This is a genomic window from Sporichthya polymorpha DSM 43042 (genome assembly GCF_000384115.1).
GTDB lineage: Bacteria > Actinomycetota > Actinomycetes > Sporichthyales > Sporichthyaceae > Sporichthya > Sporichthya polymorpha.
In genome coordinates, this window is record NZ_KB913029.1 from 5,128,355 (window position 1) to 5,141,850 (window position 13,496).

12 protein-coding genes are annotated in these 13,496 nt (G+C 73.4%); 5 read left to right on the forward strand and 7 right to left on the reverse strand.

Going from position 1 to position 13,496, the window contains the following annotated elements; translation table 11 throughout:
• Positions 1 to 54: 54 nt before the first annotated feature.
• On the forward strand, positions 55 to 876 hold the full coding sequence (lexA, locus tag SPOPO_RS0124725; RefSeq protein ID WP_019877865.1) for a transcriptional repressor LexA: 822 nt from the start codon (positions 55 to 57) through the stop codon (positions 874 to 876).
• Between the two features lie 21 nt (positions 877 to 897).
• Here the strand turns inward: lexA and SPOPO_RS0124730 are convergent, their stop codons facing one another.
• Entirely contained in the window at positions 898 to 2,943 is a 2,046-nt protein-coding gene (locus SPOPO_RS0124730; RefSeq protein ID WP_019877866.1) for an ATP-dependent DNA helicase, read from the reverse strand.
• Positions 2,944 to 3,100: 157 nt separating this feature from the next.
• Between SPOPO_RS0124730 and SPOPO_RS0124735 the strand changes: the two genes are divergently transcribed.
• A complete protein-coding gene (locus SPOPO_RS0124735) occupies positions 3,101 to 4,246 on the forward strand; it encodes a glycoside hydrolase family 3 N-terminal domain-containing protein (RefSeq protein WP_028985099.1) in 1,146 nt (381 codons plus the stop codon).
• Between the two features lie 20 nt (positions 4,247 to 4,266).
• Here SPOPO_RS0124735 and helR read toward each other — a convergent pair whose 3' ends face one another.
• The 4 genes from helR to miaA all read right to left on the reverse strand — a co-directional run bounded on the left by helR (position 4,267) and on the right by miaA (position 9,942).
• Positions 4,267 to 6,429, reverse strand: a complete 2,163-nt coding sequence (helR, locus tag SPOPO_RS0124740; RefSeq protein ID WP_019877870.1) for an RNA polymerase recycling motor ATPase HelR — start codon at positions 6,427 to 6,429, stop codon at positions 4,267 to 4,269.
• Between the two features lie 188 nt (positions 6,430 to 6,617).
• The gene (gene hflX, locus SPOPO_RS0124745) at positions 6,618 to 8,087 is read right to left on the reverse strand and encodes a GTPase HflX (protein WP_019877871.1); all 1,470 of its coding nucleotides are present in this window, start codon (positions 8,085 to 8,087) and stop codon (positions 6,618 to 6,620) included.
• A complete protein-coding gene (gene dapF / locus SPOPO_RS0124750) occupies positions 8,084 to 8,992 on the reverse strand; it encodes a diaminopimelate epimerase (protein ID WP_019877872.1) in 909 nt (302 codons plus the stop codon). Before dapF ends, hflX begins: the two co-directional genes overlap by 4 nt.
• A gap of 5 nt (positions 8,993 to 8,997) precedes the next feature.
• Positions 8,998 to 9,942, reverse strand: a complete 945-nt coding sequence (gene miaA / locus SPOPO_RS0124755) for a tRNA (adenosine(37)-N6)-dimethylallyltransferase MiaA (RefSeq protein WP_019877873.1) — start codon at positions 9,940 to 9,942, stop codon at positions 8,998 to 9,000.
• A gap of 93 nt (positions 9,943 to 10,035) precedes the next feature.
• Between miaA and SPOPO_RS31515 the strand changes: the two genes are divergently transcribed.
• Together SPOPO_RS31515 and SPOPO_RS0124765 are read left to right on the forward strand one after the other, a co-directional pair.
• Positions 10,036 to 10,290, forward strand: a complete 255-nt coding sequence (locus SPOPO_RS31515) for an antitoxin (RefSeq protein WP_019877874.1) — start codon at positions 10,036 to 10,038, stop codon at positions 10,288 to 10,290.
• A gap of 98 nt (positions 10,291 to 10,388) precedes the next feature.
• Positions 10,389 to 10,580, forward strand: coding sequence for an antitoxin (locus SPOPO_RS0124765; RefSeq protein ID WP_019877875.1), 192 nt, complete (start codon positions 10,389 to 10,391; stop codon positions 10,578 to 10,580).
• A gap of 16 nt (positions 10,581 to 10,596) precedes the next feature.
• Here the strand turns inward: SPOPO_RS0124765 and SPOPO_RS0124770 are convergent, their stop codons facing one another.
• Together SPOPO_RS0124770 and SPOPO_RS0124775 are read right to left on the reverse strand one after the other, a co-directional pair.
• Positions 10,597 to 11,889 carry a VOC family protein gene (locus tag SPOPO_RS0124770; RefSeq protein WP_019877877.1) on the reverse strand — a complete coding sequence of 431 codons (1,293 nt, stop codon included), beginning with the start codon at positions 11,887 to 11,889 and terminating at the stop codon, positions 10,597 to 10,599.
• The gene (locus SPOPO_RS0124775; protein ID WP_019877878.1) at positions 11,882 to 12,415 is read right to left on the reverse strand and encodes an RNA polymerase sigma factor; all 534 of its coding nucleotides are present in this window, start codon (positions 12,413 to 12,415) and stop codon (positions 11,882 to 11,884) included. Before SPOPO_RS0124775 ends, SPOPO_RS0124770 begins: the two co-directional genes overlap by 8 nt.
• A gap of 107 nt (positions 12,416 to 12,522) precedes the next feature.
• On the opposite strand from SPOPO_RS0124775, the gene SPOPO_RS0124780 reads away from it, so the two are divergent.
• A complete protein-coding gene (locus tag SPOPO_RS0124780) occupies positions 12,523 to 13,494 on the forward strand; it encodes an LLM class flavin-dependent oxidoreductase (RefSeq protein ID WP_019877879.1) in 972 nt (323 codons plus the stop codon).
• The last annotated feature ends 2 nt before the right edge of the window (positions 13,495 to 13,496 follow it).

The window sequence follows — 13,496 nt, forward strand, 5'->3', positions numbered from 1 at the left end:
CTGACCGAAGTTCTACACGGACCCTCCGACAATTCCTACGACTCGCTCGAACATATGTTTGATCGTGTCGCCGGTGCACGCTACGTTTCGGAGCACGGAAACGGCCCGGATGCGGCCGATTACGGCAACGTCGAGGAGGAGCAGGTGGCCCGATCACGCAAAGGTGAGCCGGCGGCGGAGCCCGCGGCCGAGGTGCACGCTTTTCCCGACGGCCCCCCGGACGCCGACGGCCTGACCGCGCGACAGCGCAAGGTGCTCGAAGTGATCCGGGACTCCGTCGAGCGCCGCGGCTACCCGCCGTCGATGCGCGAGATCGGCGAGGCGGTGGGCCTGACGTCCACGTCCTCGGTCTCCCACCAGCTGACGACGCTGGAGAAGAAGGGCTACCTGCGCCGCGACCCGAACCGGCCGCGCGCAGTGGAGGTGCGGCTCCCCGAGGGCGTCGCGCCGGCCCCGAACCCCGAGCTCGAGGACGAGGAGACGATGCGCTCGGCCCGCCCGGCGGCCGCGTACGTCCCGCTCGTCGGCCGCATCGCCGCCGGTGGCCCGATCCTCGCCGAGCAGGCGGTGGAGTCGGTGTTCCCGCTCCCCCGCGAACTCGTCGGCGACGGCACGCTGTTCCTGCTCAAGGTCTCCGGCGACTCGATGGTCGACGCCGCGATCTGCGACGGCGACTGGGTCGTCGTCCGCCAGCAGCCGGTGGCCGAGCCGGGTGACATCGTCGCCGCGATGATCGACGGCGAGGCGACGGTGAAGACGTTCAAGCGCCGCGACGGTCACGTCTGGCTGATGCCGCACAACCCCGCGTACGAGCCCATCCCCGGCGACGAGGCGACGATCCTCGGTCGCGTGGTGAGCGTGCTGCGCCGCGTCTGATCCTCCCTCCGGTTCAGACGATCAACGGGCAGTACCTGACGCCACCTCAGGTTGCTTGTCCGGCGGGGGATTCGCCCCGCCGGACAGGCGCCGGAGCGCACCGAGTGCGACCTCGCGATCGGTGGTGTACCAGAACGGCGGCAACGACGCCCGCAGGAAGTTGCCGTAGCGCGCGTTGGCCAGGCGAGGGTCGAGAATCGCGACCACACCCCGGTCCTCGGCCCGCCGGATGAGCCGACCGGCCCCCTGCGCGAGCTTGACCCCGGCGTGCGCGGCCGACACCGACATGAACCCGTTGCCCCCGGCCGCGTCGACGGCGCGCGCCCGCGCGGCGGAGAGCGGCTCGTCCGGTCGCGGGAACGGGATGCGGTCCATCACGACGAGCTGACAGGACTCCCCCGGCACGTCGACGCCCTGCCAGAGCGAGAGCGTCCCGAACAGGCACGTCTCCTCCTCGTCCGCGAAGCGCCGGACCAGATCGGTGAGCGTGTCGTCGCCCTGGCACAGCACCGGGACGTCGAGGCGCTCGCGCAGCTCGGCCGCCGCCCACTCCGCCGCCCGGCGTGAGGAGAACAGCCCGAGCGTCCGGCCGCCGGCCGCGTCGATCAGCGCGGCCAGCTCGTCGAGCACGGCCGGCCCCAGTCCGTCGCGACCCGGCGTCGGCAGGTGCCGGGCGACGTAGAGGATGCCCTGCTTGCCGTAGTCGAACGGCGATCCGACGTCGAGGCCCTTCCACCGCAGCGGCTGATCCTCGCCCTCCGCCGGGGCCTCCGGCTTCTCCCTCGGTTGCTCCCCTGCCTTCTCCCCCGTCGGCAGGCCCACGCTGCGGGCGGTGACGTCGAACCCGCCGCCGACGGCGAGGGTGGCCGAGGTCAGGACGACGGTGCGGGAGTCGAACAGCGCGGAGCGGAGCAGCCCCGCGACCGACAGCGGCGCGACGCGGAGCACGCGGCCGCGCCGGTCCTCGACGGCGAGCCAGGCGACGTCGTACTCGGTGGGGGCGGCGAGCTTGGTCGCGACGTCGGCGATCTCCTCCAGCCCGCCGCGCGCGATCTTCTTCGCGAGCAGGACGTCCGAGCTGTCGTCGCGCGAGGTCGAGATCGACACCAGCGCGTTGCGGGCGGCGTCGCGCAGCGCGCCGAGTTCGGCGGCGAGCAGCGGCGGCATCGGGTTGAGCGGGCCCTCGGTGAGATTGGCGAGCGTCGCGCCGAGGCCCTCCGCGACGCCGAGCAGGATGTCGACCTGCCGCTCGTCGGCGACCTTCGCGGCCGCGCGGCCCACGCGTTCGACCGCGTTGACCGTGAGTTCGGCCGTCGCGGTGGCCGAGACCCGGTCGACGAGTTCGTGGGCCTCGTCGACGACGACCGCTCCGTGGTCCGGCAGGACCGGCATCGACTCCAGCGCGTCGATCGCGAGCAGGGCGTGGTTGGTGACGACGACGTCGGCCTCGGCCGCCTTCTCCCGGGCGCGCTCGGCGAAGCACTCGGGCCCCTCGGGGCAGCGCGTCGCGCCCAGGCACTCCCGCGACGTGACCGACACCTGCGCCCAGGCACGGTCCCCCACGCCGGGCACGAGGTCGTCACGGTCGCCGGTCTCGGTCGTCGCCGCCCACTCCCGGGCGCGCAGGACGTCCTGACCCAGTGCACTCGACGGCGCCGCGACCTCGAACAGGGTCTCGCCGTCGTCCTCGGGGACTCCGCCGCCCGCTCCTCCCCCAACTCTGTGCTTGCAGACGTAGTTGTTGCGGCCTTTCAGGATCGCGAACTCCGGCCGCCGCCCCAGGAGCGGCTCGGCGGCCTCGACCAGCCGCGGCAGGTCGCGCCGGACCAGCTGGGCCTGCAGCGCCAACGTCGCCGTCGAGATCACGACCGGGCGCCGGTGCAGCAGCGCGGGCACCAGGTAGGCGAGCGACTTCCCCGTCCCGGTCCCGGCCTGGACGAGCAGGTGCTCCTCGGTCCGCAGCGCCTCCGCGACCGCGTCGGCCATCTGCAGCTGTCCCGGCCGCTCCACCCCGCCGATGTCACCGACCGCTGCCTCCAGCAGCTCGCGGACAGACGGTGTGGGCACCGCCCGAGGTTAGATCAGGTCGGCGGGTGGTTAGACCTGCCTGTGGACGACCCGCAGCTCCGCGTGTGGCGGGCCGCGCATTTTCGCCGTCCGGCCCCCGAGGCACAGGAAGCCCCCGTAGGGTCCTCCCGGACGCCCGTCCGGCCGAGGGGAGCGCATGAGGGGCGAGCACCGCCGTCGGCGTAAGCCGGTGGTGACGGGGTGGCGCGGCCGCGCGGTGGTCGCGGTGCTCGGCGTCGGCGCACTCGCGGCGGGGTCGGGTGTGATCGCCCTGTCGCAGTCCGACGGCCGCGTGGCCCGACTGTCCTCCCTCTCGACCCCGACCGTCCCCACGCCCTCGGCCTGCGCCGACGCGGCCACGATGCCGCTGCGCGCGGCCCTCGCCCAGACGCTCATGGTCGGTGTCGCCGCGCCCACGCGGGCCGAGCTCACCCGGCTGGCAAGGCTCGGGATCGGTGGGCTGTTCCTCCACGGCGACGGTATGCGCGAGCTGACCGACGGCCGCCTCACCCGGCTGTCCAAGGCCGCCGTGCCGCCCCTCGTCTCGGCGGACGACGAGGGCGGACGGGTGCAGCGCATCGCGGCGACCGGCTCGATGCGCAGCGCGCGCAAGCAGGCTCAGCTGCGCCCCGACCAGGTGCGGACCCTCGCCCGCAAGCGCGGGGAGAAGCTGCTCCGGTACGGGATCACGATGAACCTCGCGCCGGTCGTCGACCTCGCCGGCCGGAATCCGGCGATCGGCGACCGCGCGTACGCGGCCCGGCCCGACGACGTCTCCCGCTTCGCCGGCGCCTTCGCGGCCGGCCTGCGCGAGGCCGGCGTCCTGCCGACTCTCAAGCACTTCCCCGGGCATGGCCGCGCGACCGGTGACTCGCATCGCGGCGCCGCAGTCACCCCGCCGGTCGCGTCGCTGCGGTCGTCGGACTGGAAGCCGTACCGGACGTTGGGCGCGACCGGCACGTCCGTGATGATGGGCCACCTCACCGTCCCCGGACTCTCGACCCAGGGCCTCCCCTCCTCGCTCGACCCGGTGGTCTACCGCGCCCTGCGCACCGAGGTCGGGTTCGACGGGCTCGTCGTCACCGACGAGCTCTCGGAGATGAAGGCCGTTCCCTTCGGGCTCGGGCAGTCGCTGCGGCGGGCCCTCGGCGCCGGCGCCGACCTCGCCCTGTTCTTCGCCGAGCCCGCCCGCGTCCCGAAGCTGCTCGACGCCCTCGAGCGTGACGTCCGCGCCGGCCGCCTCCCCGAGGCCCGCGTCCGCGAGGCCGCCGGCCGCGTCCTCGCGGCGAAGACCTGCGGCTGACGACCCGTCAGCTAGGTCCGTCAGCTCGCCAGCAGCACCAACTGCCGGGTGGCGCGGGTCATCGCGACGTAGCGGTCGACGGCTCCGGAGACGCCGGTCCCGAACTCGTCGGGGTCGACGAGGACGACGAGGTCGAACTCGAGTCCCTTCGCCGTCTCGGGGGTCAGGGAGGCGACCCGGGGTCGGTCGGGCAGGTGCGGCTGGTCGGGGGCGCCGATGACCGCGGCGACGCCCTCGGGGTTCGCGGCGAGCCAGTCGTCGAGGATCGCGGGCAGGTCCGCGGTCGCGCCGACGGTGACGGGGATGCCGCTGCTGCGGATCGAGGTCGGGACGTTGGCGTCGGGCAGGACCGCGCGGATCACCGGCTCCGCCTTGGCCATGACCTCGGTCGGGGTCCGGTAGTTCACGGTCAGCGTGGTGACGCGGACGGTGTCGAGACCGACGCGGTGCAGCCGCTCCTCCCAGGTCTCCGGGAAGCCGTGGCGGGCCTGCGCCCGGTCCCCCACGATCGTGAAGCTGCGCGACGGGCAGCGGGCGAGCAGCATCTGCCACTGCGCGTCGGTGAGCTCCTGCGCCTCGTCGACGACGACGTGCGCGAACGGGCCGGCGTAGGCGTCGACGTCGAGCGCGAGGACCGAGTCCTCGACGAGCACCTCGCGCATGTCCTGGCCGCCGACGTCGCGGAACATCCACATCAGGCTGTCGTGGTCGTGGTCCGCCTCGATCATGCGGTCGATGACGGCGGACCGCTGCTCGCGCTCGAGGGCGAGCTCCGCCGCGTTGGCCCGCCGGCGGCGCGCGGCCTCCGGGTCACCGAGCCGCTGCCGCGCAGCGTCGAGCAGCGGCAGGTCGGCGACCGTCCAGGGCGAGCCCTCCGGCCGCTGCAGGCGGCGGACGTCCTCGACCGAGAGCCACGGCGCGCAGCGCCGCAGGTACGCCGGCACCGCCCACAGGTCCGCGACGATGTCCGCGGCCTCCAGCAACGGCCACGTCCGGTGAAACGCCGCCATCAGTTCCCGGTGCTGCCCGAGGAACCGGCGCAACTGGTCCTCGGCGAGGTCCACCTCCTCGAGTACCTCGCGGTGCTTGTCGACGACGATCGTGACGAGCTCGTCCCAGATCGGCGCGCGGGCGTCGTTGTGCGGCGTCCCCGGGTCGGCCGCGGCGATGGCCTCCACCCAGTCCTCCGGCGTCAGGCGCACCTCCGCCCACGGTGTCGTGACGGTGAGCGGCTTCGTCGGCGGCTCCTCGTACAACGCGACCGCCGCGTCGACCGCCTTCGGCCACGCCGCGACCGCCTTCAGCCGCGCGACATCGGGATCGGGCTCCGGCTGTGCTGACGCTCCCTCAGGTACAAGGTCGTGCAACGTCGCGACCAGCACGCCCTCCTCGCCCAGGCTCGGCAGGACGTCGGAGACGTACGACAGGTACTGCACGCTCGGCCCGACGAAGAGCACGCCGCCGCGCCGCTGCTGCTGCAACCGCGGGTCGGAGTGGACGAGGTAGGCCGCGCGGTGCAGCGCGACGACGGTCTTGCCAGTCCCGGGCCCGCCGTCGACGACGAGCGCCCCCCGCGAGCCGGCGCGGATGATCGCGTCCTGATCGGCCTGCAAGGTGCCGAGCACGTCGCGCATCCGCTCCGACCGGTGCGCGCCGAGACTGGCGAGGAACGCCGACTGGTCGTCGAGCGCGGCGTGCCCCTCCAGGCCCTCCGGCGTGAAGACCTCGTCCCAGTAGTCGGTGATGCGCCCGCGGGTCCACCGGTAGCGGCGCCGGCTCGCCAGCCCCATCGGATTCGCGTGGGTCGCGCCGAAGAACGGCTCGGCGGCCGGCGAGCGCCAGTCGACGAGCAGGCGCCGTCCGTCCGCGTCGGTGAGCCCGAGGCGTCCGACGTAGACGCGCTCCGAGCCGTCGGCCGGCTGCAGGTGGCCGAGGCACAGGTCGAGCCCGTAGCGGCGCAGCGTCCGCAGCCGGGCGGTGAGCCGGTGCACCTCCAGGTCCCGGTCGAGCGCCGCCTGGCCCGCACTCACCGGCGCGGCCCGCTCGGCCGCCAGCCGCTCGGTCAGCTCGGCGACGGTCCGTTCCAGGCTCGCCGCGATCGCCGTGAAGTGCTCCTCGTCGGCGCCGATCAACGCCGGGTCGTCCTTGGCCGCGAGCCGCTCGGGCAGGTCGAACACGCGCATGCGATGAATCCCCCTCGCTGCAGGGCCCTCGGCGAAAGTGCAGCCCTACGGCGGGCGATGATCCGGCACACCCCACCTCTTGCCGCAAGCCCCCCAGTGCTCTATACGTTGAAGAGGGACGGGGAAGAACCCCGTCCCGCTGTCATGTCCGGGGCGGATTTCCCGCGGGACCGCCGCCGGCCGAGCGCTCAGCCGGCCGCGGCGAACGGGGCCAGCTCGGCCGCGAGAGCCTCGCCGACCCGGGCGCGGATGCGGGTGCCGGTCTCGGTGTGCTCCTCGACCAGCACGTCGCCGTGCTGGTGGACCCGGGAGACGAGACTGCCGCGGTCGTAGGGCACGAGGACCTCGACCTCGACCTCGGGGCGGGGCAGGTCGGCGGCGATGGCGGCGAGCAGGTTGTCGATCCCCCGGCCGGTGCGGGCGGAGACCACGACCGCGGTCGGTTCCCGGCGCACCAGACGCTCGAGGACGTACTCGTCGGCCGCGTCGGCCTTGTTCACCACGACGATCTCGGGAATGTTCCGCGCGTCGATCTCGGCAAGCACCGCGCGGACCGCGGACAGCTGCGCCTCGGGCTCGGGGTCCGAGCCGTCGACGACGTGCAGGATCAGGTCCGCGCCGGAGATCTCCTCCAGCGTGGAGCGAAACGCCTCGACGAGCTGGTGCGGCAGGTGCCGGACGAACCCGACCGTGTCGGTGAGCGTGAACTCGCGGCCGTCGGGCGTCGCGGCCCGGCGCACGGTCGGGTCCAGCGTCGCGAACAGCGCGTTCTCGACCAGGACTCCCGCGCCGGTGATCCGGTTCAGCAGCGAGGACTTGCCCGCGTTCGTGTACCCGACGATCGCGACCGAGGCCACGGCGTTGCGCCGGCGCTCCGAGCGCTGGGTCTGCCGGGAGGTGCCCATCTCGGCGATCTCGCGGCGGAGCTTGGCCATCTTCGCGCGGATGCGACGGCGGTCGGTCTCGATCTTGGTCTCACCGGGGCCACGGCCACCGATGCCGACACCGCCGGCACCGGCCCGACCACCGGCCTGGCGGGACATCGACTGACCCCAACCACGCAGACGCGGCAGCATGTACTGCATCTGCGCGAGCTCGACCTGCGCCTTGCCCTCTCGCGACTTCGCGTGCTGAGCGAAGATGTCGAGGATCAGCGCGGTCCGGTCGATGACCTTGACCTTGACGACGTTCTCCAGCTGCGTCAGCTGACTGGGCGTCAGTTCACCGTCGCAGATGAGCGTGTCCGCGCCCTCGGTGACGATGACGTCGCGGAGCTCGCGCGCCTTGCCGGAACCGACGTAGGTCGCGGGGTCCGGCCGGTCGCGCCGCTGGGTGAAGCCGTCGAGGACGACGGCGCCCGCGGTCTCGGCCAGGCGGCGGAGTTCGAGCAGCGACGTCTCCGCCTCCGCCGCGGTGCCGGAGGTCCAGACACCGATCAGCACGACCCGTTCGAGTCGCAGCTGCCGGTACTCGACCTCGGTGATGTCCTCGAGCTCGGTCGAGAGCCCGGGAATCCGGCGCAGAGCGTGACGATCGGCGAGGTCGAGCTGGTCACCGTCACGGTCCGCGTCGTCGAGAGCGCCCTCGTCGAGAGCGGCGGAGAACTCGTCGAAGTTCTCGAAGTCGTCGAACTGCGGCTGCCGTGAGGTGCTCGTCATACCGTCCCTGTCGTCGCGCCAGTGGAAACGACCTCAGCGTGACACGGATCTACCCCGTCACTCGAGCCAAATTCCGCCCCGAGCAGCCAGGTTCCCTCCGCGACCAGCACGGCCGGCCCGGTCATCTCCACGTTGCCGTCGGCGGTGAGCGTGATCAGCAGCGACCCACCGGGTTGTTCGACCCGGTACGTGGTCGGGGCGCCGGCCCCGGCGCGGCGGGCCGACGCGACCATCACGGCGCAGGCACCCGTCCCGCAGGCCTGGGTCTCCCCCACTCCGCGCTCGTGCACGCGCATCGCCACGTGGCGCGGGCCGCGGACGAGGACGAACTCGACGTTGACCCCCTCCGGGAATGCGCCCGGCGTGACCTGAGGTGGCGTCAGGAGGTCGCCGGCCTCGGTCAGATCCTCGACGAAGACGACCGCGTGCGGGTTCGGCATCATGACCGCGAGCGCGGGCCAGGTGCGCGAACCGACGGTCACGTTCACCGCACCCAGGTCCGGCAGGGCGTACGGGCCCATGTCGACGGTCACGTCGCCGGTGGGCCCGCACGTCACGGTGCGGACGCCGCCCCGGGTGGCGACGAGGAACTGCCCGGGCGCCTGGTGCCCCGCGTCGACCAGGTACCGGGCGAAGACCCGGATGCCGTTGCCGCACATCTGGGCGAGAGAGCCGTCGGCGTTGCGGTAGTCCATGAACCACTCGGCGGCGCCGCGGTACGGCGCGGCGTCGGGCTCAGCCTCGGTCCGGACCACCCGCAGGATGCCGTCGCCGCCGATACCCGCACGCCGGTGGCAGAGCGCGGCGACGGTGGCCGCGCCGAGGTCGAGGGCGCCGTCGAGGTCCGGGATCAGCACGAAGTCGTTCTCCGTGCCGTGACCCTTGACGAACGCGATCCGCTCCATGGTTCTCAGAGTACGGATCCGGCCCGGTCCGTGCCCGCCGGCAACGGCCGCTCGAGGGCCGCGAGCGCGGCGTCGACCAGCTGCGGGTGGTCCGCCGGGAGCCAGCGCACCCGGGCGTCGCGGCCGAACCACGCCATCTGACGGCGGGCGAACTTGCGCGTGGCGCGCTGCGTCTCCGCCCGCGCGGCGTCCTCGTCGCAGACGCCGTCGAGGAACTGCAGCACCTGCGCGTAACCGAGCGCCTTGGAGGCCGTCCGGCCCTCGCGCAGGCCACGCGGCAGCAGACTCCGGACCTCGTCGACCAGGCCGGCCGCCCACATGGCGTCCACGCGCTCGTCGAGGCGCCGGTCGAGCGTCTCGCGGTCCGCGCCCAGGCCGATCTGCACCGCGGGGCGCACGTACCGCGGGTCGGGCAGCTTCGCGGTGAACGGCTGGCCGGTCAGCTCGATCACCTCCAGCGCCCGCACGATCCGGCGCCCGTTGCCGGGCAGGATCCGCTCGGCCGCGACCGGGTCGAGCGTCGCCAGCCGGGCGTGCAGGGCCGGAGCGCCGACCTCCTCCAACTCCGCCTCCAGCCGGCTGCGCACCTCGGGCTCGGTGCCCGGGAAGTCCAGGTCGTCGAGCACGGCCCGGACGTAGAGGCCGGACCCGCCGACGAGCACCGCCGACTTCCCGGCCGCGAGGAGATCGGCCACCACCTGGCGCGCGAGCCGCTGGTAGACCGCCACCGCGGCGGGCTCGGTCACCTCCCACAGGTCCAGGAGGTGATGCGGAACACCCGCGCGTTCGGCGGGGGACAACTTCGCCGTCCCGATGTCCATGCCGCGGTAGAGCTGCATCGAGTCGGTGTTCACCACCTCGCCACCCAGGCGCTTCGCCAGCTCGATGCCGAGGGCGGACTTTCCGGTCGCGGTCGGGCCGACGACGGCGACGACCAGCGGTTCGGACATGCCGCCAGTTTCCCAGGCGCGCCGGGCAGGAAGGTTTCCGCGCCCACCCTCGGGAAGGACCTAGTGACCGCACACGAGCCCGGGAGGCAGCACATGGGCAAGCTCGACGAGCTCAAGAACAAGGCCAAGGACATGGTCAGCGAGAACCGCGACCGCATCGAGGGTGGCCTCGACAAGGCCGGTGAGATGGTGAACCAGCGCACCGGCGGCAAGCACGCGGACAAGATCGACCAGGGCCTGGAGAAGGCCAAGCAGGGTCTGGACCGTGCTGAGGGCAACGCCGGGGACGAGAACGCAGCCGAGACCCCGCCGATGCCGAATCAGCCGCCCGGCCCGCCGATGGGCTGAGCCGGGTCCCGGCCGAGACATCCCGGCCGGGAGATCCCGGCCGAGATATCCCGATAGCCTTCCGGGCGTTGCGTTCCAGCGGCGCCCGGGAGGCTGTCATGGGGAAGTTCGGCGACTTCGTGGACAAGGCGAAGGACCTCGCCACCGAGCACGACGACAAGATCGACGCCGCCGCCGAGAAGCTCGGCGACCTCGTCGACGACAAGACCGGCGGCAAGTACTCCGACAAGATCGACACCGGGGTCGAGAAGCTCCAGGGCCTCGTCGACAACGACGGCAACCCCGCCTGACGCGCCGGTCCGAAGGTCAGAGCTGCCCGAGGTGGAAGGGCAGCCCCTGGTCGTCGGTGCACTGCGACCACTGGCCGTAGGGCTGCGGCTCCGGGTCGGTGGCGGTGCCCCCGGCCTCGCGGACGCGCTCCACCGCGGCCGCGAGGTCGTCGACGCGGTACATCGGCACCAGTTCCGGGTGCGCCTGGCCGCCGGCGACGCCCGTCATCGGGGCGGGGCCGTCGACGTTCCAGCCGTCCGCGACCCGACCGGAGCTGAACGTCCACCCGAACACCGACTCCGAGAACGCCCGGAAGCGGGCCGAGTCCGGGGTCAGGACCGTCACGTACGCGACGTCGCCGTGCCGCTCGCCGTTGACTGCCGGCCGCGGCTCCCCCGGCCCGCGTTCGTGCAGGGAGAACGGCAGGCCCTGGTCGTCCACGCAGTCCGCGCTGCGGCCGTAGGGCGTGTCCCGGGGGTCGCTCGCCCGCCCGCCGGCGGCGCGCACGCGCGCGACGGCGGCGTCGATGTCGGCGACGGCTCGGGAGATGAACGCGCCCGGCCGCGGGTCGGGCCAGAACTCCGCGTTCGGGGCGTCGAGGGCCACGACGGCCCGCGACATCGAGCCCGACACCGTCCGGGCGAACGGGCTCCGCTCGGCGAACGTCCAGCCGAGGACGTGGGCGTAGAACGCCTCGGCGCGGTCGAGGTCGCGGACCCACAGCGACAGGTAACCGACGTCGCCCTCACCCTCGGCGAACCCGCTGGGCGCCCTGGCCTGGTCCAGCAGCCAGCGGTGCCCGAACGGGTCGCGGACGACGCCGTTGCGACCGTAGGGGTAGTCGGCCGGCTCCCGCTCGACGGCCGCCCCGGCCGCGCGCGCCGCGGTGACGACCGCGTCGACGTCGGCGACCGCCAGGTGCAGCGTCACCGACGTGACGCCGCCGGGCGCACCCAGGTTGAGATCGGGGAACTCGTCGGCGAGGTAGAGCCGCGCCCCGCCGAGGCGGAGTTCGGCGTGCCCGATCCGGCCGTCCGGCATCTCGTAGGGCGGCTCGGCCACCAGGGCGCCGAACACCTCGGCGTACCAGGCGATCGCGCCCCGGCCGTCGGCGACGGTGAGGTACGGCGTCAGGGCGTTGGTCAGCGGGGGCAGGCTGGGCTGGGCAGTGGCGGTCGTCGGCTCGATCTCGAGCGCGGTGCTGCTCACATCGACTCCTTCCGGGGCCGCGAGGGCGCGCTCCAGGCGCGCTCGCAGCCGGGCGGCGAACTGGGGGTCCGGGTCTCCGGGGCCGTCCGGGCCTCGCAGGACGTCCAACGGGTCAGCCACGGTCGACCTCCTTCCCGGTCACGGTCTGTTCGTAGACGGAGCGGAACGCCGCCCGGGCCCGCACGATCAGGGCCTCGGTGGCGTGCCGCGTCCGCCCCAGGGCGGCGGCAACCTGAGGCACAGTCAGGTCATCCAGGTAACGCAACGTCAGGGCGGCACGGTGATGCGGACCGAGCCGTTCCAGCGCGGCCTGCGCGGTGAGCGCGTCGAGGGTGGCGTCCCACGGGTCCTCCGCCTCCGCCGGTGCCTCCACGGCCCGTAGATTCCGGTCCTCGCGCGCCAGACGGCGCCAGTGGTCGACGAGCTTGTGCCGGGCGGTCCCGATCAGCCAGGCGACGTCGATCGCCGGCGGGTCGGGCCGCCGCGTGGCGTCGACGGCCGCGAGGAACGTCTCCGCGGTCAGGTCCTCCGCGACGGCCTGCGTGCCGCATCGCCGCAGCAGGTAGCCGTACACCTGCGGGAGCGCGACGTCGTAGAGCGCGAGGAGGTCCCCCTCCGCGCCCGCTCTCGCCGATTGCACGCTCACACCCTCATCGTCGTCGCTCGCGAGAGAACTCCGACGCCCCGCCGGCCCCTTTTTTCGCGTCCGCCTGCGGGCTAGGCTGCAGATATTCGAGACAGGGAGTTGCAATAATGCTCATCTCCTGCAGCTTCGCGCCCGCGGCGGACACACCCGACCACATCGCGCTCGCCGAGCAACTCGGGTTCCACCGGGCCTGGTGCTACGACTCGCCTGCGGTGTTCAGCGACGTCTGGATGACGCTCGCGCTGGCCGCGCAGCGGACGAGCCGGATCGGCCTCGCCCCCGGCGTACTCGTCCCGCACACGCGGCACGTGCTGACGTCCGCGGCGGCGATCGCGACCCTCGCCCGCCTCGCTCCCGGCCGGGTCGCCGTCGGTATCGGCTCGGGGTTCTCCGCGGCACGTTTGCTGGGCCGGACACCGGTGCGCTGGTCCGAGGTGGAGAGCTACGTACAGACGTTGCGGGCCCTGCTCCGGGGCGAGGAGGTCGAGCACGAGGGTCGGCGGCTGCGCATGCTCCACGAGGACGGTGTCACGGCCCCACGGCCGCTGGAGGTGCCGATCGTGGTGGCGGCGGAGGGGCCCCGGGGCCTGGAGGCCGCACGCCGCGTCGGCGACGGCGTCAGTTCCTCGCTGATGGACCCGCCCGCGGGCTTCGACTGGTCGCTGCGGGTCGCGCTCGGGACGGTGCTGGCCGAGGGCGAGCTGCCGACCTCGCCGCGCGTCGTCGACGTCGCCGGACCGGCCGCCGCCCTCGCGTACCACGGCATGTACGACTTCGGCTGGCTCGAGGCGCTGGAGGGCCTGCCCAACGGCCGAGCCTGGCGCGAGCGCGTCGAGGCGGTCCCGGCGCCGGCCCGGCATCTGACGATCCACGAGGGCCACGCCCACACGCTGAATGCGATCGACCGCGAGCTGATCCCGGCCGAGTTCATCGCGGCGGCCACGTTCACCGGCACGGCGGACGAGTTGCGCAAGCGGCTCGACGACCTCGAGTCGGCCGGGGTCACCGAGGTCAGCTTCCACATCGCGCATCGCGACGCCCCGCGGGAGCTGGAGGCGTTCGCCGCGCTGATGCGCTGAAC